Here is a 25,010-nt window from a genome sequence, read left to right on the forward strand (position 1 = left end):
TAGTGACTACCAAATAGTGACTACCAAATAGTGACTACCAAATAGTGACTACCAAATAGTGACTACCAAATAGTGACTACCAAATAGTGACTACCAAATAGTGACTACCAAATAGTGACTACCAAATAGTGACTACCAAATCATCACGCTGAAAACGTCTTCATGCTCATGTCGCAAAAAAGCAAGGCATCAGATGCCTTGCTTTTTTATGACTAATTTTTATAACTAACAAATCACTTTACTTGATAGTAGGCTTGATTGCTTTAATCAAAATGGAAGCCTGCACCAATCGAGCCGCCAGCGTTACCTTGGGTATCAGCGGTGCCGTTTACCTTCATGACCCAACGACCATCATTGGATAACTTCGAGAAGCCAATAGCAACTGCACTTTCCCCATTGTACGTTCCTATACCGCCACCGATTAAGGATTTACCAGCGATGTAAGCTTGCGGTAGTGAAGACATTGCCATGGCGGCTGAGATACCAGCATTTGCATCGTCTTCGACTTCACCAATTTTATAACCTAGCTCATTCATGTTGTTGCCAAGTCTTTGACTAACAGCATCTAATTGACCCATATTTACAGCGTCTCTGGGTGCCATGCCATCAGCCACATCAGTGATCTTGTTGCCAGCGGCGTTGATACCGCTTGCAGTCATACTAGGACCACCGACAATGCTGACGCCATTATTATTAATTGTCGTATTGCCAGTTTTGACGCTATCGATATTAATATCACCGTTTAGATCAAACTTAATACTACTGCCTGCTGCTGTTGTGGTGATGTTATTACCACCTGTGAAGGTGAGGACACTGCCATCGCCTACTGGTTTGTTGATGGTAGCACCGCTATCAGCACCAAAATTGAGACCCGCATCTATTTTATCCTTGTTCACTTTGATATTGGTCGTATTAGTGTCGATGTTTGTTTTATTCGTGGCAATATTCGTGGTATTGGTTTGGATATTGGTAGTGTTGGCTTGGATGTTTTTATTGATAACGACTTCTCCTTGCTTAATAGAAGCAATCGCACCGTCGATACTATTTTGACCAGTACCACCAATATTACTATTGGTAAAGGTACCATCTACAGGATTGTAGACTGTCTCACCGCCAATGATACTACTGATGCCACTACCTTGTGCATAGAGCTGACCACCATTGATAGCATCTTTGCTGCCTTCAGAGACATCGCCATTCACAACGTTTGTAATCTTAGTGTCAGCAGCATTGATACCCGCTTTGGTGACACTAGGTCCACCTGTAATAGTCAGCCCATTATTATTCATAATGGTATCACCCGTCGTTACGCTATCTAAATTCAGGTCTGGATTTAAATCGAAGCTAATGTCATTGACGCCTGCCAATGGTGCAGTAGCAAGTAGGCCAGGGCTAACATTATTGTCCGCTGATCTAGATACTTTAATATTACCATCTGTACTGTTCAAATCGATGGCGCTGCCTTGTTTGATCATAGTGGCAACATCACCCTGAGCCGTTAGTCCCCAACCTTGATCAAGGGCAAACGTCGTGGCGTTCAACTGTCCGACAGTCGCCGCATCTGTATCTGCAATACCAGCAGCTACATTGGTGATTCTGTTAAAACCATTGTCAAGACCACTACTGCTCAGTCTAACCGTTCTACCGGGACCATTATCGGTAAAGGTAAAGCCATTACTATTCATAATGCTATTACCAATCTGCATGCTACCCTCATTGCCTAAATTCAACTGGTTATTCAGTTTCACCTGAACACCCGTTGCCGAGGCCATCGTCGTAATGTTGCTATCACCAGTGACGTTGATGGTATCACCTAAAGCAAACTGCTGGTCGTTGGCACTATTGCCATCACCGATTTTGATGCCTTTAGCCACGAGACTATTGGTTGCTGACAATTGGTCGAAGTTTACCGCATCCTTACCTGTGGTCGCTTCTGCAACGTTAGTAATTTTATTGCCACCATTGTTCAGACCATTGGCTGAGATGCTGACACCGCTACCAAAGTTTGCGCTGTTAAGACCAGTTAAATCTTTCGCAAGTTTCACGGTCAATGTGCTGGTACCGTCAGCAACGACGCCAATGTTGTTGCCATTTGACAAGTCACTTGCCACGGTCGCGCCACCTTTGATTGTCAGCTTGTCACCAAGCTGACGATTAACGGTAGTACCCGTGTCACCATCGAAATCAAAACCTTTATCGATGGTCGTGGTCGTGGCTTGTAGTTGACCAAAGTTTACGGCATCGCTGGCTATTGTACCGTTAGCGACATTGGTAATTTGATTGCCACCATTGTCCAGCCCACTATTACTGAGTCTGACCGTTTGATTAGTCCCACCCATAAATGTGACACCATCAGCGTTGACGACTGTAGTTCCTGTGGTCAAGCTGGTTGAGACTAAGTCGGCAGCAGTAGCAACTTTGATACCGCCATTGTCAGCGGTCAAGACAATATTGTCACCAGTAATAAAGTTGGCTGTATTATTGTCTTTATCCAAAGTCTTGACATCAGCACCATTGATTTGTGTCACTACCGTTTGCATCGCACTATCGGCTTTTACCAAGCTTGCCTTACTACCTTCGCTTAGATCAACTTGATAGTCGGTGATATTGGTATCAGGATCTTTGACACTAGTGCTAACTGTTAGTGCATTAGCATCTGCAGTAGAAACACTGGCGCCATTGGCATTGACAGTATAGACATCCTGTCCAGTATCGCTATCGGTTGAAAAGTCAACACTGGCAACATTCGTACCTTTAACTACTTTGGTTCTCGCTCCTGCGGCTGCCATTTGTACATCACCAATATTCGCCGCATTGCTTACTGTATTACCACCGCTTTTTACTCCCTTGATCTGGGTGTCGTTGGCATTGATACCAGTAGTAGAGATACTAACACCACCAAAATCTGCACTAGTGAGGCCCGTTAAAGTTGGAGACAGACCGAGAGCAATTCCATCGCCTGTTGATAAGCCAGTGGTGGTTAAATTGCTGTCTGTATCAAACTTAATTTCTTCACCCAAGGCGAAGGTTTTTTTGAGAGTGCCGCCGCTACTTGCATCATTCACGTTAAACTTGATGCCTTTAGCAATATTGTCAGTATTGGTACCAATATTGGTGGTATTGGTTGAGATGTTGTTAGTATTGGACGTGACTTGTTGGTTGGTATTAAATAACTGACCACCATTGATGGCGTCTTTGCTATTTAGACTGACCGTACCATTAGAAACATTGACGACCTTCTTATTACCCGCATTGACCCCGCTTTTGGTGATGCTTGGACCATTCAAAATGGTCAGACCATTGCTGGTTAACGTGGCATTGGTAGGGTTAAATATGCTTCCACCCGTTACCGTGACACCTGCACCACTAACGGTAGTGACGCCAGTGAGCACGCCGCCAGTGAGAATACCTAGACCATTGACCGTTGTGCCGTTTAATAAGTTGCCAGTGCTAACGCTGCCTGTTGTACCTAGGTTTAAGTTATCATTAAGCTCGACTTCGATTTTGCCATTTTTTACTCGGGTGTCGATGTTGCTGTTAGAGCCAACTACCTCAACGGCTTGTCCCAATGGTTTCTGTACTGTATTACCATCAGCAGCTTTTAGCGCAAAGCCTGAGGTGGATACACCAGTAATGGCACTATTCAAATCACCGATGTTTGCTGCATTGGTTTCTGTTGTGCCACCGCTAGCCACGCCTGAGATGACTTTATCACCTGCGTTGATACCAGTAGATGAGATACTAACGCCGCTATTAAAGCTTGCGCTATCCAGACCTGTTAAGTTGTTGGCTAAGCCAAGTTTGATTCCATCACCCGTTGATAAGCCAGTGGTGGTTAAATTGCTGTCTGTATCAAACTTAATTTCTTCACCCAAGGTGAAGGTTTTTTTGAGAGTGCCGCCGCTACTTGCATCATTCACATTAAACTTGATGCCTTTAGCAATATTGTCAGTGTTGGTGCCAATATTGGTAGTATTGGTTGAGATGTTGTTAGTATTGGTCGTAACATTAGTATTAGTCGTTTCTAGCTGACTAAAATTCACCGCATCTTTTGCGTTAACCCCATCATCAACGTTAATAACTCTCTTATTACCCGCATTGACCCCGCTTTTGGTGATGCTTGGACCATTTAAAATGGTCAGACCATTGCTGGTTAACGTGGCATTGGTAGGGTTAAATATGTTTCCACCCGTTACCGTGACACCTGCACCACTAACGGTAGTGACGCCAGTGAGCACGCCGCCAGTGACAATACCTAGACCATTGACCGTTGTGCCGTTTAATAAGTTGCCAGTGCTAACGCTGCCTGTTGTACCTAGGTTTAAGTTGTCATTGAGCTCGACTTCGATTTTGCCATTTTTTACTCGGGTGTCGATGTTGCTGTTAGAGCCAACTACCTCAACGGCTTGTCCCAATGGTTTCTGTACTGTATTACCATCAGCGGCTTTTAGCGCAAAGCCTTTGTTAATAGTCGTGGTATTATTTCCGACCGCTTCATTGGTCGCATATAATTGACTACCATTCACGGCATCTGTACTAGCCGCAGTGACAGCTCCACCAGCGACGTTTTTGATCTGACGCTCAGATCCTACTACGCCCACGGATACTTGCGCACCCTCTCGTAGCATGCCCTTATCATCAATGACATTACCGGCGATATCATATACCACGCCACCAACTGTCATTGTCTTTTCAGAGCTTGCACTTGTTGCTGTTGTAGAGCCTGCACCTAAAGAGACTGAACCATCTTTGCTAGCTGACGCACCAACACCGAACGCTGAAGAAGCCGTTCCCGAGGTATTGGAATGAACACCAACGGCTGTAGACAGATCACCTTTAGACAGCGATTTTGCACCAATGGCTATCGACGCAGCACCTCCAGCTTCGGTATTAACATTGTACTGATTGGTTTCTACCAAATCTTTACCTACGTAGGATTTGAAAACATCGTTAACTGTGCCACTATTTAATGGTGACAACGGACTACCATCGATATTAGTTTTCGATGCAAAATTTAGGTCATCACCGCCTATTGCGATAGACGATGCCCCTCTAGACACGACGTTAGCACCGATAGCAATCGATTGCTCACCACTTGCCATCGTCTGTTGCCCAAATTCTGAGCTGCCAATCGCAATGGTTTGGCTGCCTGTGGCTTTTGCATTTCCGCCCAGCGCCATGGCGTTATAACCTGTCGCTCCGTCGTTATTAGCATTACCGATAGCAGCTGAGTCCACGCTATAATACTTGGTTTTATTATTAGCGACAGTATTCGACAGCCCCGTTAGCTGAGCCACATTGACAGCATCACTGTCACTGCTACCTGCTGCGACGTTTACAATCTGACGGTTGCCACCCGCTGCTCCTGTTCCTACAGAGACCGCGCCAAGTGTAACGCTATCCGTTGCTTGGATGACTGAACTATCTGCTCCTACTGGCACAAAACCACTGGCACCACCAGCACGATTTGCAGTAGAGTTTGAACCTAATGCGATGCCATTTACTGCGTTAGATCGAGAGCCGACACCAAAAGCAAGACTGTTATCAGCAGTCGCTTTTGCATTACTACCAAAGGCAATCGTATCACTGCCAACTGCTTGAGTTTGTCCATTCGCTCTATAACCTACATTTGCTTGATCAGCCACTGTACCTGCATTTTCAAAATCAGTTGAACCAATCGCAATACCACGTTTGCCTGAGGCAAGTGCTGAATGACCAACAGCTAGAGAGCCTTGACCCGTTGCTGAGGAGACATTACCGATAGCCTGAGCAAAGTCAGCAGTCGCTGCCGATTGACGTCCAAGCGCTAACGAGGTATTTCCATTAGAATACGCTGCCGCCCCAATTGCCACAGATGACCGACCAATGGCTTTTGCTTGAGTGCCTAGAGCAGTAGCGACGTCACCGGCTTCTGTCCCAGTGCCAATGGCGGTACTACCAGAGTTGTTTTGTGAACCACCCGTCCAAGTAAATGACGGATTGCCTCTATCGACCAGATTGAAGTTTTGCCCAGCGTCCGCTTCACAGCCAATGGCAACCGAATAGCTGCCTTCAGCATTCGCTTCAGTACTGTTTGTATTACAAGAAGAAATTGCCGTACCAGATCCCGTACCACCGCCGACATTCACTTGTGCAAAAGCTTGCGGTGACATTGTAAATCCAGCCGCCAGCATCCCTATGGCGATCGTGGATAGTCGGAAAAATTGGGTAGAAGAAAGATTAGAAGTCGTATTGATGGTCGCGTTTGCGCTCACGCTAGATTTGGAAGATTTGCCGCGCCCCTTTGCATATTCACCAACTGCGGTAAAACAGCTCAAGGCTTCATTCCATATTACTTTATAGATGCGGTTCATAGTGTGCACTCCCTTACAGACTGGTCAGATTTAAAAATCAGAGATAATATCCATCTTGCAGAGAGTCGATATCACAAAATAAAACACGTTATCGGCGGATAACGATTAAATGTTTTTTGTTCATTATTTATCTTGTTAACCAACAACTAACACTTTTTATCTTGAAAATCCCTAATCGCTCTCTCTATATATTAGTATTACCGAATATATAGAGAGAGACAATGCCGCTCATCGGGCATTTATTACCGTTCATCCAATTATATAACAAAAAATGAATATATAGATGTTTTTTGCTCCTTGCTTATATTGAATGCTCCCACTTTTTTGAAATAATCCGCTTTGAAACTTAATAAAACACACGCTTATACACACACTTTAGAGATGTTTTAAGCGCGTGTTCGCCACTTTATGCTGCTCTTAGTCCCCTTCAGAGTTAACAGGCAATGTTATTTGCATCACCAGCCCTTGGATATCATCTTGGCGATTATAGACATGAATCTGACCCTTGTGTGCCATTACCACGGCATGAACGATTGCCAGCCCCAAACCATAACCCCCCGTTTCACGATGGCGAGCCGAGTCAAGCCGTACAAAGGGCTGAAAAATACGCGCCAAGTCATTATCCGCGATGCCACCACCCTCGTCTGTGATGCTGATTTGAAGTGCAGGCTTATTGCCCTCCATCTCCACTTTTTTAATGTCAGCAATGACTGTTGAATCAGAGGCCGTATGCATAAAAGCATTACGAATGACATTCTCAAGCGCACTATGCAGCTGTTCTTGATTGCCAAGCACTGTCCAAGGCGTTGTTGAATCAGTGGTAGATGAAGCGTCTGCCACCAATGCATGACTCGGCTGCCATTGCCAACGCACGTTTTTATGCTGAAACTCAAAGCAAACGTCTTGTCCAATTTCACTGATGATGTCAGAAATATCAACCACTTCGTTTTCTATATTGTCGATCGTATATTGCTGCATTTGTAGAGATTGAATATGAATGATTTGCTCAATCAACTCATTCATCCGCGCCGACTCTTTATCTATACGGTCGAGATAACGACTGGCATTCGGTGCAAAGTCGCGAGTCAGCTCAGTCGCAACGTCTAGACGTGCCAGTGGCGATCGTAGCTCGTGCGAGATATCACTGAGCATCTGTTTGCGTGCCAGCTCACTCTCAGCCAACCGTTTTGATAGTTTAGCCACATCTTTCGCGAGTAAACCAAGCTCATCATCTCCCATTTTTGATAGGTCTGGATGGGTCTGATAATCGCCATCAATCATACGGTGTACGGTATTTTGTACACGGCGGATACGCTGAGTCATTGTACGGCTCAGCCAAATACAAACCAAGACGCTAAAAACGAGAATAAATAGCAAACGTATGGGAAAATTGCCACGTTGCAGCGCCATAACATCAGCAAAACGCAAATGCGGACGTAATTGTATAATGACAGACTGCTCATCTGGTAAGACGACCGTCACATCAGCCAGCTCAGGGCGACTGTCGAAATCAGCTAGCGTAGCGCTATTTGGCATCATCGGTTGCAGAATATGGTTTAAGAATGACGACTTATCATTCGACATTTTATTATTATTATTATCGTGACTATTAGTCCTGTTATTGTCCACATTGGGCTGAGCTGCCATTGATTGCATTGAGGGTTGTATTGATAGTTGATCTACTTCACGCCGACTACCCTGCATACCTTTTTGCCTACGCTCATCTCTATTGCGATAACGCGGAAATATAATCGCCCCTTCTTCATCGTAAACTCTTATCTGATTCATGAGTTGACGGTCCTGACGATACATCTGCTTAACTGTACTTAAATCACCCGCTCTTAATGCCTCAACCATTTCTTGACGCTTAATCAATAAACTATCAATTTGTACGTTCATGCGAGCCGTTAATGCTTTTTCAACCAGCCAACGCTCCACCATGATCGATAAAATAGAGGTGATTATAATTGTTAATAATAGACTTAGAAACAAACGCCAAAATAGTGTGATTCGCACTTTAAACTTTGGTGTTTGCTTAAGCATTTTATGGTTAATAGCTTTCTTGGAAGCGTTCATCGATGAGTCCATCATTACAATACCAGCTGATAACCTTTACCACGAACCGCTTTGATCGGCTCATCATGAAAAGGTTGGAGTTTTTTGCGGAGTCGTGAGACATGCACATCAAGGCTACGGTCGAAGGGTTGTAATTCACGTTGTAAAACATGCTCTGACAGCCACGCTTTGCTCACCACCTCACCTTTTTGTTTCAGTAGCGCAACCAGTAAATCAAATTCTGTCCCCGTCACTTGTAGTTCTATGCCATCTATCTGACAAAGCCGCTGGTTTTGATCCAGATGCAAACGGCTCTCTGGTAGCGGCGTATGCTCTGATGTCGCTGCGCTAGTACGTTTGATGACGGCATTAATACGTGCCAGCAGTTCTCTAGGATTGCAGGGTTTGGTAATATAATCATCAGCACCAAGTTCAAGCCCAATGATACGATCAATCTCCTCCCCTTTTGCGGTCAGCATAATGACAGGGATATCACTGATATTGGGCAATTGACGCAAGACACTCAATCCATCGATTTTTGGCATCATAATATCTAGCACTAAAAGGTCGTAAGCAGCAGTACCATTAAGCACATTATTGCTCGCAGTTTTGAGTTTCTGTATGACAGCCTCACCATCGTGAACGCAGTCGCATGTCACCCCATGATTGTGCAAGTATTCTTGTAATAACTGGGTCAACTCTTCGTCATCATCGCCTAGTAGTATGTTTGGCACATCTTTCTCCTTAAGCGTTAAATCGCTTTATGAGCCATATTATCAGTCAATTGCTTATCGATTCGCTATAAACGTTACCTTTCTTAATACTTCATAAATGTTCGTAACCTCTAACTGTCGTAATATAGCGTCTATCAGCGACAAATACTGATAACAAGCTGTGATGGATAGTGGCTATCCGGGACACTTAGCATTCATAAGCTGATCAGATAAAAACTGACTTTTTCGCAACCAATAACGTATGCACCATAAATTAAGGTAACGATGATGAAAAAATTATTAATGGGCTCAGTATTAGCAATGTCTAGCATTTTCACCGTAACAGCTTGTACCAGTGTTAATGCAACCACTGATACCACACCAACGACCAGTAAAATGCAGCATAAAGATGGCATGAAAAAAGGTGGTATGAAAAAAGGCGGCATGAGAGGTCCAATGTCGCAACTAGATCTAACAGCAACGCAACAAGCGCAAATCAAAGCCATCATGCAAGCACAACACGGCGATCGTAAAGCTGACCGTACAAAAAACAAATTGGAACGGGCGCAAATGCAGCAACAGATGCAAGCATTGACTAATAGTAGCACTCTAAATACAGCCGCAGTTAATCGCTTAGCTGATCAGCAAGCGGCTAAAACCAAGCAGCGCTTCATTGAGCGAGTACAGACTCAACATGCTATCTCTCAAGTATTGACTGCTGAGCAACGAGCAAAACTTGCTACATTAAAAGCTGAAAAAATAGCGAAAGGTCATAAAGGCTCAGAGCACGGTAAAATGCATGGCAAACCACATCAAGGCATGTAATTCGTCATTAATAGGCTATTTTGCATTCATACTGAATGTCCTATAAGACTGATTATGAACACATAAAAAAGCGCATCGTATAAACGGTGCGCTTTTTGGTTCCAGATATTTAGATTCAAATAAACCTGTCATTTTAAAGATCTTTCTGGCGCCGTACTGAATTATTCAATCGCTCCAAACTTCTCTTTAGCCATTGGCATGACACTAAACATCATTTTTCCCATCGCAGTACCATTGCCATCACGATAATACTGCATCAACTCGCTGCCATACTCGCGCACATCAATACTATTACTGGCATTAGGCACTTGTACATCACTTGGTAAATTGGGAAATGCCATGTTTTTGGCGCTTACAGCGGAATACTGCTGCAAAACATCTATGACCATATTATTAGAAGTAGTTTCGCTCGGAAGCTCACTACGCAGGTGCTGCCATTTAAGCTGACCACCCTTATCAAACCCATACAACTCTTGCGTCTCTGCATTAGCTAGCATTGCACTTTGTGTTTTCTCGGCTGTTGTTTCCGCTATTGTCTCAGAGCCACTATCTATGTCATTCTTTATCATTGCTAGCATTTGCTGCGCCAACGCTTTACTGGTAAATTTCTTAGCATTTGTGTCGCTTGCCTCGTAGGGCTCACTTTCTTTAACCAGTTCTGGATATCGCTGACTTAGCCGCTCGTAGATGATACGCATATAATCTTGATAAAACTGCTCATAACTCTCAGCACTTTGTACACGGCGAATGACTTGGTTACTTGCCAGCATGGCTGGTAGCTGATGCGCGGGTAGCTTGGGAGAGAGCGAGGCTAGCGTATTAGGGGCGACATAATCAAACTGGCTAATCGGTGCGGCATCAAATGTGGCATCTAACGCGGCAAAGTGGCTTTTTATCAACTCACTACCAAAGCCTTTGGGTAAGCTGCCATCATCAATGGCTAGCTTTAACCACTTGTTGCGCCACTTTGTGCCGAGCTTATCGTCTAATAGTTCTGAATTAAACATCGCAAAATTATCTGCCCACAGATAAATATTACCGTTTTTGAGATCCAGATAAATCGGCTGATTCATGCTGCTTTGATGATTACGTGTTTGATACTGCACGCTCGCCAACATCGTCGCCTTGCCAGCCATTGGCTGATAGACGCCTTGTGCATTGATAGACAGCGGCTTTAGCACATAAGCATCTAGCAACTTTGCTTTTTTGATATCTTGCGCTGTTGCTCGGTCGTCGTAATTGTCAAATAACTGTTGGTAAAGCGCTGGCACAGTGATTTCACTATCATATTTACTCTCTACCCATGCCTCATAGGCATCCGTACACTCAAGATAGCGGTCTTTGAGCACCGTTCGCTGAGCATCATAATCTGCCGCTAAAATATCTTTATTTTGCGCTTCTTCTTGGGTAATTAAGGCGGCATACGCTTGATCGTGCGTGTCTTCGCAGTATTCATCGATATAGCCTGAGGCGACTGGCGCTTTAGCATCTATTTCAATATTTGTATCGCTAAACTGCTGCTCGTTACTAATTTCAAGATTGCTATGATAGCTAAAGGACTGTCGGCGCTGTTTCTGTAACGCCGTCGCCAACGCTGTCTTTGCTGCCACTGGCGTTTGCTTAGCAGTCATAGCATTGGATTGGTCAAGACTGGTAGATTGGCAGCCCGTTAACAATAGTGCTCCTGTGACCAACGCGCCAGCGAATAGGCGATTGCCCTTAAGAACTGACGCAAGGCTCGCTGACGGAAGATGACTTGCAATGATTTGATGTGCTTTTTTCATTTTTTATCCTTAATAAATATTGGCTTGAACATGACAAGATAGCGTTATTGATCATCTACCCTGTTGTCAGCATCGTCTTCGATATCAGTGTCATCTTGACTATCAGCACTGTCATATTCTGCTGCATCATAGCCACTATCACCATCTGCATAATCGCTACTATAGTCATCATCATTGTAATCATCACTGCTCCCACTATAGTCATAGCGGGCATCACGTGCCGTTTGCAATCTGTCCTTTTGTTGGCGTTGCTCTGCCATCCATGCATTGCCATCAATAGCAGCTTTAGCATTTGCGCCAAAAGACTCGGTCAATAAAGGCGTTAGTGCATGTTTATTAAAGCTTCTTTTATCATAGCGTATTTGATTCAGCACGCTGGTTGTCGAACCCATCAAGTCGCCACCGATATTCACCCGCTGCTGCTTAGCAAGCAGGCGATCTGATCGGTCTAAATAATAGTAATTTATCTGATTAAAAGATATCGGACCGATGGCCTCAATAAGCTGCAATAGCGCACCCACATCTGCACTTTGGTAGCCTTTATTGTATAGCTGCACTTTCGCAAGCGCAGTTTTTAGCATAGCGCCATCAGGATATTTCTGTGGATTGGCATCGACATAATCCTGCAGCGATTTTGTCATGTATTTTAGGGTTTTGCCGATCATCTCACCGCTTTGCTTGCTGCCAAAATAGACTTTTACCGCTCGGCTCGCCCCGACTTCTTTGGCAAAGGCATCACTGCGAATATCTACCGCGCTAAAATGCTCAGGCGCTAGCTCTGCCATGCTGCTCTGTATGGCAGCAATGGCGGCATCGTAAAGCACTGCTGGCGGCAGCTGCGCGGTAATACTCTCCGGCAACCCAAAACTAACGGTATGTGAGGTCATTTGGTTAGGTAAAGGGGTGTTTTCAGGATTAACAAGCGCCACGATAGGCATGATTGCCGATGGGTCTACCGTGACTTTACTATGGTTAAAATCGAACGCTAACGGTATCTGGATGGATGAGGCAATCGTCGGCGTCACATAGTCATAGCTATAGACGCTTTGCAGTTGTCGCTGTTTGGGTTTGTACTGACTGACACTATTAAACGTTAAATTTTGATATTGATAAGCATTTGACGCAGCTATTTGTTCCGGCGTGCGATGGAACATACTCAGCATTTGACCAATGACGCCCGTAGACGTTGCTGATTGGCTACCTTGTTCTACATCCTCTGGTTGTTGTTTTGCCATTTGTACGGCTTCATACTGCTCTATCATGCTTTTTGGGTTTAATTTTGATAACTTTGAAAAAGCACTGTCTGATTCATAATCATCGGTGTCATAGTTCCCTTCGCCGTAACTCTCTGATTGATAGTCACTGCGACTATAACCGTTTTCGTCATAGTTAACATCCTCTACAACACAGACTTCATAAGCGTCATCGTCCTCATTGTCATTGCATTTATTCGACTCTGCACTTACCGCTGCTAACTCTGCCATAGCCTCAGTTTGCCTGTCCTCATAATCACTTTCATCATAATCACTTTCATCATAATCACTTTCATCATAATCACTTTCATCATAATCACTTTCATCATAATCACTTTCATCATAGTCACCGTCAGGCTTATAAGCATAGGCTTCTATAATTGTTCTAAGCAAGCTACTAGAACCGGCATCGATACTATCTGGATCAATAAAAGGAACGGCTTGATAATTGGCTTGCGCGACTGATACGTGTTCTGTTGCCAAATGCTGACGAATAGCTGCCAGTAAATGTGATTTGGCTTGATTGTCCGTATTGGGATATTTTTCTTGGTAAAATAATTGCTGATAACGCTCAGATTTGGCTGTGAGGCTGGCATTAAATGCGCGTCCTTGTGCTTGGCTCTGCGCGCTATCAGCGGTACTAAAATCAATCATACTTTTTGACAGCGCAGGCGATGATACCGCTGGGCTTGATTGACAGCCCAAAAGAGCCAGAGACGTAGTGCCAACCAGCAAGGCGATAGACGTCAATTTACCTACCTGATATACATGGTCGTTATTATTGATAGACGAATGATGACTCGTCATCTCAGAGTAGCGCTGTCGATTATGATTATTAATATGATTTGATGACATAGTAATCTCTTTGTATAAATAGCCAGTCTATAATTAGTGTACATTAGTACCGTTATTTATATCACAATGCGTTACAATTTAGTAATATTAGAACCTATTTATTAAGAAAATACTTTGGTTTTTTTATACAAAACAAGTTTCTCACTACTGCTTTCTCGCCCAAGTAAAAAGGACTTTACAATGCCAACCTCTATATCAAAAAACAACATACGCACTGCTGACAATAATTCTCAAAGTAGAGCAAATATTAAAGCGGCTATTTTGTTAATCAGTAGCACATTTTTAGTATCACTATCTGCTCACGCGCTTGAGCCGACAACCAATCAATCAACTACTATCAACCAAACATCGATTAACACTAGCGCCATCAATCTCGCGATTATGGCTGATAATCCTACTGTAATATCTGAAACTCAGCGTGTGACAAGAGCCAAAATCAATGCCCTCACTTCCACGATTAACAATGCCAAGACCGATCAAGCCATCTATTCTGAAGATGCGATTCACCACCCTGTTTGGGCAAAGAACGGCATGGTCGCCACCCAAGAAGCCCTCGCCTCTGATATTGGACTCAAGATTTTAAAAGACGGTGGTAATGCGGTTGATGCTGGCGTCGCCGTTGGCTTTGCGCTAGCCGTTACCTTACCGCGCGCAGGTAACATCGGTGGTGGTGGATTTATGATGATTTATGATGCCAAGCAAGGCAAAACGGTGGCACTCGATTACCGTGAAAAAGCCCCGAGTGCTGCCACTCGTGATATGTATCTCGATGAGGATGGCAATGCGGTCAGCGACTTGTCTCGTTATCACGGTCTAGCAGTTGGCGTACCGGGAACAGTAGCAGGATTACTTAAAGCATTAGAAGAACATGGCACGATGAGCCGCGGACAGGTGATGGCACCAGCCATTGCACTGGCTGAAAATGGTATTGAAGTTACCGCAGGCTTGTCCGAGTCGTTAGAAGCGTTAAGCGATCGCATGCAAAAATGGCCAAGTACCAAAAAGATATTCTTTAAACCTGATGGTAGCGCCTATCAACCCGGTGAGCGTTTAAAACAACCGGAGCTTGCAAAGTCTCTTAAACTGATTGCCGCAAAAGGGGCGGATGGATTCTATAAAGGAGAAACCGCAAGTAAGTTGGTCAAAGCGGTCAATGAGGCTGGTGGTAGCATGAGCTTACAAGATTTAGCCAACTATGAAGCCATCGCTCGCGTGCCCGTCAAAGGCGATTATCGTGGTTATGAGATTGTCTCCATGCCACCGCCGTCTTCTGGTGGCATTCATATCGTGCAGATTTTAAATATCTTAGAAGGTTATCCGCTAAAAGACTACGGTCAAAACAGCGCGCAAACCATTCATTTAATGGCGGAAGCCATGCAGCTAGCTTATGCGGATCGCGCAGAGTATTTGGGCGATTCTGACTTTATCGATGTGCCTGCCAGCGGTTTAGCTTCTCAGGCTTATGCGGATAAACTACGCACCTTAATCAATCCAGACAAAGCCACACCAGCGTCTACCATCAAAGCCAACAACCCTCTACCCTATGAGAGTGATCAGACCACGCATTTCTCTATCGTTGATAAAGATGGCAATGCAATAGCCAATACTTATACGCTGAACTTTTCTTATGGCACAGGTCTTGTCGCTGAAGGTACGGGGATATTGCTCAATAATGAGATGGATGATTTTTCTGCCAAACCGGGTGTGCCTAATGGTTATGGATTATTGGGCGGTGAAGCAAATGCCGTTGAAGCCAATAAACGCCCATTATCTTCTATGAGTCCGACACTGATATTTAAAGACAGTAAACCATATATCGTCACGGGTAGCCCTGGTGGTAGCCGCATCATCACCACCGTTACCCAAATAATATCGAACGTCATCGATCATGATATGAATATTGCTGAGGCTACTCACGCACCGCGTATCCATGACCAATGGCTGCCTGATGAGATTCGGGTCGAAAAAGCACTGAATATTGATACGGTTAAAAAGCTTGAATCAATGGGTCATACGGTCAGTCCAAAATCAGCCATGGGCTCAACCCAGTCGATTATGATTACGCCAAATGGTGTCTACGGCTCGTCTGATCCACGTATCGTTGATGCAGCTGTGGTTGGATACTGATTTAACTTTTTATGATAAATGCATTTGGCGAAATTGGCTGGGCGACAAGCCTGTAAATTGTTTGAACTGGCGGCTAAAGGCGCTATGATCACTATAGCCGCAGTTCAATGATATTTGAGTGACTGACATCTCAGGCATGGCTAATAGCTTAACCGCATATTCTAATCTCAGCTTTTGTACAAACTGTAAGGGCGACATATTGAGCACCGCTTTAAAGGTGCGCTCCAACTGCGATAAGCTCAAATGTGCCAGCTCCGCCAATTCTGCGATATTAATTTTCTGATCAAGATTGCCACGTACAAACTGTGCGACTTCCGCCAAGCGCGCATGCTTACGTAAAATGCGTTCGTTATCTTCATCAATATCGACGGATATCCCAACCATTGCGACCACTTGTTGATTGCTATTATAGATAGGCAGTTTATTGGTAATGCACCAACCTAACTGACCAGATGCATAACTGTGCAGCTCTAAATTATCAACGATTGATTTCCCATCTCGCAACACTTTCATATCCTGCAAGATATAATCCTTACTCTGCTGATGAGAAAACACCTGCTCAGTGGTAAATCCCACGATATCACTATGCTGACTTAACTTACAACGCTTTAACAATGTTTTGTTTGCCAGCTGATAGCGTGCCTGCTCATCTTTCACAAAAAACACCACATTCTTTAAAGTATCAAGTAGAGGTAGTAATAATGAGACATTACCAATAAATGCCTCACTACTTTCTGAATAATAAGTAGCCATGCTCTGCCGCAACGAGGCAGTAAGGCCGACAAGCCCCGCCTCTTCTATTACATCCATCATCCTATGTCATCCCTGTCATCTAAATCCCAGTCATGAACAAGCAATACTGCTTGCTTATCTCTCGCTAAAGATAGTAAACCTCTATCAAAACACTACTTAATCAGAAGCTATCTCACGATGTCTTTTGACCATTAAACACCATCATTATAGCCTCTAGTGTACACCGAGCCACTGTGCAGGAATGCGCATTTTTTCATCAGAAAACAGCAAGACGCTGTATCTAAAAAAGTTCATTCTATATACAGACCGCGTTAACAGGATGGTTTTGACAAGGTCTAACAGACAACAATGGAATGTTACTTTTTCACGGATGAATTAGGATGTCGGTCATGGATTCTTCTCTATTTAACTTCAAAATTATCGACTCGCATACGGGCGGTGAGCCTACTCGCATGGTCTATGACGGATTTCCTGACCTCGTCGGCGATACTATTCAAGACAAGCTGCAATCCTTCAAACAAAATTTTGATCATCTACGTCAAAGCATCATTTTAGAGCCTCGTGGCAATGATGTCCTTGTTGGCGCGCTACTTCTTCCCGCAAGCCATCCTAAAGCCACAGCGGGCGTTATATTTTTTAATAACGCTGGATATCTGGGCATGTGCGGTCATGGCACGATTGGCGTCATCGTCTCTTTAGCTTATCAACAAAAAATATCAGCAGGCGTACATTGGCTTGAGACTCCCGTAGGTCTGGTTAAAGCAACCCTACATGATGATGGCAGCTGCAGTGTACAAAATGTCCCTTCTTATCGTTATAAAAAACAAGTCGAAGTTCACGTTCCTGAGTTAGGGCTTATCTGCGGTGATATCGCTTGGGGTGGCAACTGGTTCTTTTTGGTCAGTGAACATGGACAAGACATTCAAGCAAATAATGTCGAAAAATTGACTCAAGTAACCATGCAAATCAAACAAGCACTGGTCGCTGCTAATATCACTGGCGAAAACAGTAGCGAGATTGACCATATTGAGTTATTTGCCGATAGCGATGATACACAAGTAGATAGTAAAAACTTTGTTTTGTGCCCAGGTTCAGCCTACGATCGCTCCCCTTGTGGTACCGGCACAAGTGCCAAACTTGCTTGCCTAGCGGCTGACAATAAACTCGCTCCTGAAAAATTATGGCAGCAACAAGGCGTCGTCGGCAGCGTATTTACTGGCAGTTATCAGTATGTATCTGAGCTTAATACTGATCTGAGTACCGATCTTAGTACTAGGCTCAATAATCCAGCTGGTGCAGCTTATCCGGCACAAACCATCATCCCAACGATTTGTGGTCATGCTTATGTTTGTGCTGAAACCACGCTCATGGTGCAAGAAGACGATCCCTTTAAATGGGGAATCCCATCTTAATAAAATCGCAGCATTATTTATGAAATGACAGGTTTATTGATAAACGCGTGAACACTCTTAAAACTCCTTAATCGACAGAACGTAATCGAGAAAACCATGACGACCTCAGACTTCGACTTACATATTATTGGCGGCGGTATTATCGGTCTAGCGGCGGCAGTGACGTTGCAAGCACGAGGCGTCAAGGTCGCACTGCTAGACGCCAACGAAGTTGGTCAAGGAGCATCATTTGGTAACGCAGGTCATATCGCTACTGAGCAAGTATTCCCCATTGCAGATGCCAGCATGCTGCGTCATGTACCAGCCATGTTAATCGATCCGACTGGACCACTGCGTATAGACTGGCGCTATCTACCTCGCTTGATGCCTTGGGCAATGAAGCTATTGATGAATATGCGCCCTGAGCCATTTGCGCGTATTCATCAAGCATTATTAAACTTAAATAAAAACAGTCTGCAAGCATGGCAAGGCTTTGCCAATCAGTGGCAATTGGACGAATGGGTACAGGTAAAAGGTTCATTATTGACGGTCGAGAATACAAGTAGCGTCGATCCTCTCATAGCACATGGTAGTCGACTTAACGATATTGGCGTGGATAATGAGCTATTGACCAAAGAAGCGTTATTAGAACGTGAACCTGCTTTACGAGATAACCAATTAGCGGCGTTATTTTTTCCAAATACAGGACATATAACCAATTTAAAAGCTGTTATTAATCAGCTTCACCATACTTTTAGAAAGTTAGGCGGTCATGTCATTGAACATTGCCATGTTCTTGCAGCGACCAATGATACAGACGGTATTCACCTAACAACCAGCCAAGGTGATATGACAGCGTCCAAAGTGATGCTAGCCGCAGGCGCACACTCTAAAGCATTGGCCAAGCAACTGACAGGCGTGAATGTGCCGCTAGATACCGAACGCGGTTATCACTTAATGCTACCGCATGAAAGTACGCGCTTGCAGATACCGGTATCAAGCATGGATCGCCGTTTTATCATGACACCGATGCAAGAGGGGCTACGCTTGGCAGGCACAGTAGAATACGCAGGACTTGATGCCCATGCCAATATGCAGCGCGCGCATATGCTATTACAACAAGCGCAGCCTATGCTCAAAGCCGAGTTAGACGCTACTGATAGTACGCCATGGATGGGGTTTCGACCATCGACCGCAGACTCCTTGCCAGTCATCGACAAAATCGAACGCCTCTTTTTAAGCTTTGGGCATCAACATTTAGGCCTAACGCAAGCTGTCGTTAGTGCGCAAATGATTGCCAACTACTATTTTGATGAAGATCACCCTATCGATCCAAAACCGTATCAACTCTCACGCTTTAAATAAGCAGATTATTAAACGTTTATAAACCCAGAAAAACTAACCGATTCAGCATTGAATCATCACCCGTCAAATCACCAACAATATCAACATCACTAAGGATAGTCTTATGAACATTAATGGAATTTTAGTCCCAATCGTTACTCCTTTTGACAGTAATGGCAACGTTGATGCACAAAAATTAAAGACACTGGTCGAAGCTTTTATTGACAAAGGTGTAGCCGGTATCGTTGCTTGCGGTACTACGGGTGAATACTATACCTTTTCGGCAGTAGAGCGTGAGCTCGTATTAACCACTATCGCTGAAGCAGCAAAAGATAAGGTGACTCTTATCGCTGGTATCAATAGCTTATCGACTGACCATTCTATTGAGCTTTCTGCTCAAGCAAAAGCCTTAGGTTATGACGGTCTGATGCTGTCTGCCACGCCTTATAGCTTGCCTGAACAAGACGGCATTATTGCTCACTTTGAAAAAGTCGCAGATGCAAGTGAGCTGCCTATTATCATGTATAACTTCCCTGCTCGTGTTGGCGTTGCCATTGAATTTGACACCGTCGCTCATCTAGCCAAACACCCTAACATCGTTGGTGTAAAAGAAAGTAGCGGCGACTTTAGTCATGCGTTACGCATGCTACAAGCTGATTTTGACAACTTTGAGGTGGTTTGTGGCTGTGATGATCAACCGGTCGATTTCTTCTTTTGGGGTGCAAAGAGCTGGATTGCAGGCGCAGCCAACGTTTTCCCAGAAGAACAAGTTGCACTATTTAATGCCACTCAGCAAGGCGACTGGGATAAAGCCAAACAAATTATGAGCGAGATTTATCCTGCCATCCATTCTATGGAATCTGGCAACTACAACCAAAAGGCTAAAGCGGGCTGCTTAAAAGGCAGTATGGATGTTGGCTCAGTGCGTGTGCCATTAACTGATATGCCAAAAGATGAGAAAGCAGCGTTTTTAGCCTTATTGGCTAAATAGTACTCAGCTTAGTAAAACAACGTTAAGGATAACCAACGCTATATTTGATGCCGCAATCAAACTTTGAATCTATGGCATCGAAATTAGCAAATAAGGATTAGAAAAATGAGCACTAAAGAGCAAGCTACTAAAGAAAAAATCTCTAAAAAACAAGTATTTGAGAAAGCAAAACAGCAACAGCTCTGGGCTGGTCACTTAATAGCGGCTGATCATTTATCAGACGCTACTTTGGACAATTACACGCCTATTGATAATAGCGTTATCGGTCAGATTGCCTCTGGTACTAGCGGTGATGTCGATATTGCCGTGCAAATAGCCCGCGATAGTTTTGAAAATGGTGAATGGCGTCGCCTGGCTCCAGCAGAGCGTAAGTCTGTTATGCAGCGCTGGTGTGCCCTGATGCATGAGCATTCTGAAGAACTTGCCGCCCTAGATTGTGTAGATGCAGGTAAACCAATTACTGAATGTTTAAACACTGACATGCCAGCGACTATTGAGACGTTCGAGTGGTATGCCGAAGCGGCTGATAAGATATTTGGTAAAGTCGCGCCAACTGGTAGCGCAGCTTTAGGGCTTATTGTCCAAGAGCCTATTGGTGTCGTTGGTGCCGTATTGCCTTGGAATTTCCCAGCCCAAATGTACGCGTGGAAAGTCGCCCCTGCTCTGATTATGGGCAACTCCGTCATTGTTAAACCAGCTGAGCTGACCTCATTATCTGCCTACCGCCTAACCAAGCTTGCCTATGAGGCTGGCGTGCCAAGAGAAGCGCTGCAAATGGTCTGCGGTCTTGGTGAAAATGTCGGCGCGGCGCTTGGTCAACATATGGATGTTGACATGGTGTCTTTCACTGGCTCAACTGAGGTCGGACGTCTGTTTTTACAATACTCAGCACAAAGTAATCTAAAAGAAATCGTCTTAGAATGCGGCGGTAAAAGCCCGCAAATAGTCTTTGACGACGCTGTACTCGATGACGCTGCCATTAACGATATCTTATCAGCCGCATTTTGGAATATGAGTGAAAACTGTAGCTGTGGTTCACGTCTGCTGGTACATAGTAGCCAAAAACAAGTGCTACTTGAGCAGCTAAAAAATGGTCTAAAAGATTGGAATGTTGGCTCACCTTACGACCCTGACACTGCCATTGGTCCTATGATTGAAAAAGCACACTTCGATAAGGTTTGTCATTACTTACAGACTGCAAAAGAGGAAGGTGCAACGATTGTCGCAGGTGGCAATATCCACACAGACTTAGGTAGTGGCTGGTATGTCGAGCCGACTATATTTGACAATGTCAGTGCCGATATGACTTTATTCAAAGAAGAAGTATTTGGTCCTTTGCTTGCGGTGACGAGCTTTGAGACGGAAGAAGAAGCCATCAAATTAGCCAATGAGACCAACTATGGACTCGCTGCTTCTTTTTATACCCAGAACATCAAGCGTGCTTATCGTGTGGCATCGTCTATTAAAGCAGGCACCGTCTCAATCAATGGGTTTTCAGAAGGTGATATCACAACGCCATTTGGCGGTTATAAGCAATCAGGATTTGGCGGTCGCGATAATGGTTTAGAGGCTTTAGAACAATACACACAGACTAAAACCATCTGGGTGGTCAATTAGCATACTTACTCAATAGGCACAGGTTATATAACCGTATTCACTAATAAAAACAGCAGCTTAGTTGATTTAAGCCTTTAGTCACATACTTACAGGGAAGTAAGGTCATGGAAGCGATTATTAATACTATCGTCGGCTATATATGGAGCGATGCTTTAGTTTATTTGGCACTTGGTGTCGGCATTTATTTTACCGTTGTGACTCGCGGTGTACAGTTCCGCTATCTTAAAGAGATGGTTAGGCTCTTATTTGATAAGCAAACCTCAACCCAAGGTATCAGCTCATTCCAAGCCTTTTGTATGGCGTTGTCTGGTCGTATTGGGGTTGGTAATATCGCAGGTGTGGCCACCGCTATTGCAGCTGGTGGTCCAGGAGCGGTATTTTGGATGATCGTTATGGGCTTGCTTGGCGGTGCCAGTGCCTTTATCGAGTCAACCCTTGCGCAGGTATATAAGCATGACGTTGATGGTCAATATCGCGGCGGCTCCCCTTTCTACATTGAGCGCGGCCTAAAGATGAAACCGTTCGCTATTGTAGTAGCAGCGGTGACCTGTCTTTCTTACGGCGTTTTGGTGCCAGGCGTACAAGCCAATACCATCGCCGACTCTTTTAATACCGCCTTTAATATTCCGCCCATCATCACAGGGAGCATTATCATTGCTCTATTGGCCTTTATTATCTTTGGCGGTGTCAAACGTATTGCCAGCTTTGCGGGCACAGTTGTGCCCTTTATGGCAATCGGCTATATTTTGCTTATGGTCATTGTTTTAGGCTTTAATGCTTCAAACTTACCTGCCATGTTCACGCTCATTTTCAAAAGTGCCTTTGGCATGGATGCAGTATTTGGTGGTATTGTTGGTCTAGCGATTTCTTGGGGTGTACGCCGCGCAGTCTTTTCAAACGTCGCTGGTGCAGGCGAAGCCACTTTCAGCTCGGCTGCCGCAGAAGTGTCTCATCCTGCCAAACAAGGCTTGGTACAGAGCTTTTCTATCTATGTTGATACGGTTCTCGTCTGTACTGCAACTGCGCTCATGATCTTGTCTACTGGCATGTATAACGTAATTCCAGCAGAAGGATTGGTGCTAGTTGAAAACATGCCAGGCATTGAAGCTGGAACCGCATTTACCCAAGCCGCTGTATCGACAGTATTTAGCCAATATGGTAGCGGTTTTGTCGCTATTGCTATCTTCTTATTTGCTTTTACTTGCTTGATTGCTTATTACTATATCGCTGAAACCACGCTTGTCTATTTAGATAGTAAGTTACGCTATCCGGTGCTAAAGCCGATATTAAAAGTGGTATTTTTAATCATTTGTTTCACTGGCAGTATGCAATCAGTCGGTGTCATGTGGGCATTAGGTGATATTGGCTTTGGTAGTATGTGTTACCTCAACTTTATCGCTATCGTATTACTCAGTAAAACAGCTCTCAAAGTATTAAAAGACTACGATGAGCAAATGAAGCTGGGACTTGACCCTATCTTTGACCCTAGAAAAGCAGGCGTTGAAAATGCAGACTTTTGGATAGAGTATAGTGATAAATATGATAAGCGCTAAACAGCAATGATATGATCTCCCTAAACACAACCTTCTTTCCCAGACGATTAAAGTCCTCTAAACCACTATGATTTAGAGGGCTTTAATCGTATTAATAAACATTAAAATATTATTTAAGAGTCATTATTCAATCAATACAACTTGATCTTGTTGAAGAAGTCATTGTCTAATAACAATTTCGGTCTGGCATTAACCTCTTTTAGACCCACCTTATGTTGCATCATAAGCTCTATGAGATTCATTTGATCGATGAGTATCAAACTGTGCGAATCCGTTGCATTGGCATATTCCTGCGCAGGCTTGGTAAAGCTTGTCGTGGTAATAAACAAGCCATGATGATTAGTTTTTTGTGGTGGATAAGCCCCTATGAAGTTTCTCAAATCGCCATTAGATATATTATTACCGGCACTATATAGTTTGGCTTGAATATAATAGTTATGCACCTCACCATCTGGGAAATCCTGAATAATCAGCCCATCAATGCCATTGTCATTCGAGCGTCCAGTATGACGCGAGGTCAAATTACTCTCAGGACTTTCAATCTCTAAAGATCGTTCAATCATTTTTAGACAAAACCACTCAAATTACAGAGGTGACAAGCTTTCAAGCTGTGCCATAATCATATCAGGCGTTACCTTGACAAAATCATTCCCCACAGTAGCATCTGCATAATTATTCATAAACATAGACGTTCGGCGCTGAGTTCCTTCTATCAAATGATTAATAAGTGCATCGCCGTTTTTACCATAAGCCACAATATTGACTTTTTGCAGATCAGCAAAGGCTTTATTATCAAAACGGGTCAAGTTAGCAATATAATCACTATTTGGAATGCCTTCGTTAATGTATTGAGTAAAATTGTTTCCTGCTAACCAAAAATAGACTTTGCCAAACGGGTCTAAACGTATGATGTTTTTAGGCGTTACTTTTTCATCAAAAGTAATAAAATTAGCAAAATTCTGATTTAAATTGGGTACTAAGCTGAACTTGTCTTCTTTGACCAGCCCCATCGCGGACAAGCACAATAAAATTAGATCAACGATGTCATCATAACAAGGTGAGCCGTTATGACACTCATGGCGTATATCATAATTACTCATGTAATTGATTTCTTTATGATCATTGACAATTTGTGCTAACTTTTCAAACTCTCTATAAAATACCGTGCGACCAACGGTATTCCGCGTACTCAAATTTTTTATGGTTTGTATACCCGCATTTAACATGTCACCAAATGCGGGCAGCTTCGTAATGTTACTCATAATATTATCGTCTTTATTTGATTACATGAACATTATTGTGTGAAATAAGGCGTCAAATGGGCTTTGTTTCGCAATAACTTAAGGACAAATGTTTATGCTACCAACTATTAAGACAAAACACAGCAAAATCTCAC

Annotated in this window: 15 protein-coding genes; 7 read left to right on the plus strand and 8 right to left on the minus strand. The window is 43.8% G+C overall.

Annotation, left to right across the window (positions count from 1 at the left end):
- Positions 1 to 263 precede the first annotated feature (263 nt).
- The 3 genes from JMW94_RS03640 to JMW94_RS03650 form a co-directional block, all read right to left on the minus strand.
- Positions 264 to 6,353 (minus strand): YadA-like family protein, encoded by a 6,090-nt coding sequence (locus JMW94_RS03640; RefSeq protein ID WP_201601400.1) that lies wholly within the window; start codon positions 6,351 to 6,353, stop codon positions 264 to 266.
- Between the two features lie 417 nt (positions 6,354 to 6,770).
- A complete protein-coding gene (locus JMW94_RS03645) occupies positions 6,771 to 8,429 on the minus strand; it encodes a sensor histidine kinase (protein WP_227685404.1) in 1,659 nt (552 codons plus the stop codon).
- A gap of 14 nt (positions 8,430 to 8,443) precedes the next feature.
- Positions 8,444 to 9,142, minus strand: coding sequence for a response regulator transcription factor (locus JMW94_RS03650; RefSeq protein WP_201601406.1), 699 nt, complete (start codon positions 9,140 to 9,142; stop codon positions 8,444 to 8,446).
- A gap of 267 nt (positions 9,143 to 9,409) precedes the next feature.
- Here JMW94_RS03650 and JMW94_RS03655 point away from each other — a divergent pair, with 267 nt between their 5' ends.
- On the plus strand, positions 9,410 to 9,946 hold the full coding sequence (locus JMW94_RS03655; protein WP_045455519.1) for a Spy/CpxP family protein refolding chaperone: 537 nt from the start codon (positions 9,410 to 9,412) through the stop codon (positions 9,944 to 9,946).
- A gap of 161 nt (positions 9,947 to 10,107) precedes the next feature.
- Here JMW94_RS03655 and JMW94_RS03660 read toward each other — a convergent pair whose 3' ends face one another.
- A complete protein-coding gene (locus JMW94_RS03660) occupies positions 10,108 to 11,730 on the minus strand; it encodes a hypothetical protein (protein WP_201601409.1) in 1,623 nt (540 codons plus the stop codon).
- Between the two features lie 44 nt (positions 11,731 to 11,774).
- A complete protein-coding gene (locus tag JMW94_RS14970; protein WP_265088302.1) occupies positions 11,775 to 13,838 on the minus strand; it encodes a hypothetical protein in 2,064 nt (687 codons plus the stop codon).
- Positions 13,839 to 14,018: 180 nt separating this feature from the next.
- Here JMW94_RS14970 and ggt point away from each other — a divergent pair, with 180 nt between their 5' ends.
- Entirely contained in the window at positions 14,019 to 15,965 is a 1,947-nt protein-coding gene (ggt, locus tag JMW94_RS03670; RefSeq protein WP_227679042.1) for a gamma-glutamyltransferase, read from the plus strand.
- A 9-nt stretch (positions 15,966 to 15,974) separates the two neighbouring features.
- Here ggt and JMW94_RS03675 read toward each other — a convergent pair whose 3' ends face one another.
- The gene (locus JMW94_RS03675) at positions 15,975 to 16,778 is read right to left on the minus strand and encodes a helix-turn-helix domain-containing protein (protein ID WP_045455507.1); all 804 of its coding nucleotides are present in this window, start codon (positions 16,776 to 16,778) and stop codon (positions 15,975 to 15,977) included.
- A 329-nt stretch (positions 16,779 to 17,107) separates the two neighbouring features.
- Between JMW94_RS03675 and JMW94_RS03680 the strand changes: the two genes are divergently transcribed.
- The 5 genes from JMW94_RS03680 to JMW94_RS03700 all read left to right on the plus strand — a co-directional run bounded on the left by JMW94_RS03680 (position 17,108) and on the right by JMW94_RS03700 (position 23,614).
- The gene (locus JMW94_RS03680) at positions 17,108 to 18,130 is read left to right on the plus strand and encodes a proline racemase family protein (protein WP_201501328.1); all 1,023 of its coding nucleotides are present in this window, start codon (positions 17,108 to 17,110) and stop codon (positions 18,128 to 18,130) included.
- Positions 18,131 to 18,226: 96 nt separating this feature from the next.
- Entirely contained in the window at positions 18,227 to 19,474 is a 1,248-nt protein-coding gene (locus tag JMW94_RS03685) for an NAD(P)/FAD-dependent oxidoreductase (protein ID WP_201501329.1), read from the plus strand.
- 103 nt (positions 19,475 to 19,577) lie between these two features.
- Positions 19,578 to 20,444: a 4-hydroxy-tetrahydrodipicolinate synthase gene (gene dapA, locus JMW94_RS03690; protein ID WP_045455504.1), complete on the plus strand. Its 867-nt coding sequence runs from the start codon at positions 19,578 to 19,580 to the stop codon at positions 20,442 to 20,444.
- 105 nt (positions 20,445 to 20,549) lie between these two features.
- The gene (locus JMW94_RS03695; protein WP_201501331.1) at positions 20,550 to 22,061 is read left to right on the plus strand and encodes an aldehyde dehydrogenase; all 1,512 of its coding nucleotides are present in this window, start codon (positions 20,550 to 20,552) and stop codon (positions 22,059 to 22,061) included.
- A 104-nt stretch (positions 22,062 to 22,165) separates the two neighbouring features.
- Positions 22,166 to 23,614: an alanine/glycine:cation symporter family protein gene (locus JMW94_RS03700; RefSeq protein WP_045455501.1), complete on the plus strand. Its 1,449-nt coding sequence runs from the start codon at positions 22,166 to 22,168 to the stop codon at positions 23,612 to 23,614.
- 131 nt (positions 23,615 to 23,745) lie between these two features.
- On the opposite strand, the gene JMW94_RS14825 is transcribed toward JMW94_RS03700, so the two are convergent.
- Together JMW94_RS14825 and JMW94_RS14830 are read right to left on the minus strand one after the other, a co-directional pair.
- Complete coding sequence (locus tag JMW94_RS14825; RefSeq protein WP_227679043.1) at positions 23,746 to 24,177, minus strand: restriction endonuclease; 432 nt, start codon at positions 24,175 to 24,177, stop codon at positions 23,746 to 23,748.
- 21 nt (positions 24,178 to 24,198) lie between these two features.
- Positions 24,199 to 24,876 carry a hypothetical protein gene (locus JMW94_RS14830; protein WP_227679044.1) on the minus strand — a complete coding sequence of 226 codons (678 nt, stop codon included), beginning with the start codon at positions 24,874 to 24,876 and terminating at the stop codon, positions 24,199 to 24,201.
- Positions 24,877 to 25,010 lie beyond the last annotated feature (134 nt).

Source organism: Psychrobacter immobilis, from assembly GCF_904846185.1.
Lineage (GTDB): Bacteria > Pseudomonadota > Gammaproteobacteria > Pseudomonadales > Moraxellaceae > Psychrobacter > Psychrobacter immobilis_B.

What these genes read in the sequence shown, in the direction of transcription:
- JMW94_RS03640 (WP_201601400.1), bottom strand. Translation starts at nt 6,353, where the DNA reads ATGAACCGCATCTATAAAGTAATATGGAATGAAGCCTTGAGCTGTTTT.
- JMW94_RS03645 (WP_227685404.1), bottom strand. Translation starts at nt 8,429, where the DNA reads ATGAACGCTTCCAAGAAAGCTATTAACCATAAAATGCTTAAGCAAACA.
- JMW94_RS03655 (WP_045455519.1), top strand. Translation starts at nt 9,410, where the DNA reads ATGAAAAAATTATTAATGGGCTCAGTATTAGCAATGTCTAGCATTTTC.
- JMW94_RS03660 (WP_201601409.1), bottom strand. Translation starts at nt 11,730, where the DNA reads ATGAAAAAAGCACATCAAATCATTGCAAGTCATCTTCCGTCAGCGAGC.
- JMW94_RS14970 (WP_265088302.1), bottom strand. Translation starts at nt 13,838, where the DNA reads ATGTCATCAAATCATATTAATAATCATAATCGACAGCGCTACTCTGAG.
- ggt (WP_227679042.1), top strand. Translation starts at nt 14,019, where the DNA reads ATGCCAACCTCTATATCAAAAAACAACATACGCACTGCTGACAATAAT.
- JMW94_RS03675 (WP_045455507.1), bottom strand. Translation starts at nt 16,778, where the DNA reads ATGATGGATGTAATAGAAGAGGCGGGGCTTGTCGGCCTTACTGCCTCG.
- JMW94_RS03680 (WP_201501328.1), top strand. Translation starts at nt 17,108, where the DNA reads ATGGATTCTTCTCTATTTAACTTCAAAATTATCGACTCGCATACGGGC.
- JMW94_RS03685 (WP_201501329.1), top strand. Translation starts at nt 18,227, where the DNA reads ATGACGACCTCAGACTTCGACTTACATATTATTGGCGGCGGTATTATC.
- dapA (WP_045455504.1), top strand. Translation starts at nt 19,578, where the DNA reads ATGAACATTAATGGAATTTTAGTCCCAATCGTTACTCCTTTTGACAGT.
- JMW94_RS03695 (WP_201501331.1), top strand. Translation starts at nt 20,550, where the DNA reads ATGAGCACTAAAGAGCAAGCTACTAAAGAAAAAATCTCTAAAAAACAA.
- JMW94_RS03700 (WP_045455501.1), top strand. Translation starts at nt 22,166, where the DNA reads ATGGAAGCGATTATTAATACTATCGTCGGCTATATATGGAGCGATGCT.
- JMW94_RS14825 (WP_227679043.1), bottom strand. Translation starts at nt 24,177, where the DNA reads ATGATTGAACGATCTTTAGAGATTGAAAGTCCTGAGAGTAATTTGACC.
- JMW94_RS14830 (WP_227679044.1), bottom strand. Translation starts at nt 24,876, where the DNA reads ATGAGTAACATTACGAAGCTGCCCGCATTTGGTGACATGTTAAATGCG.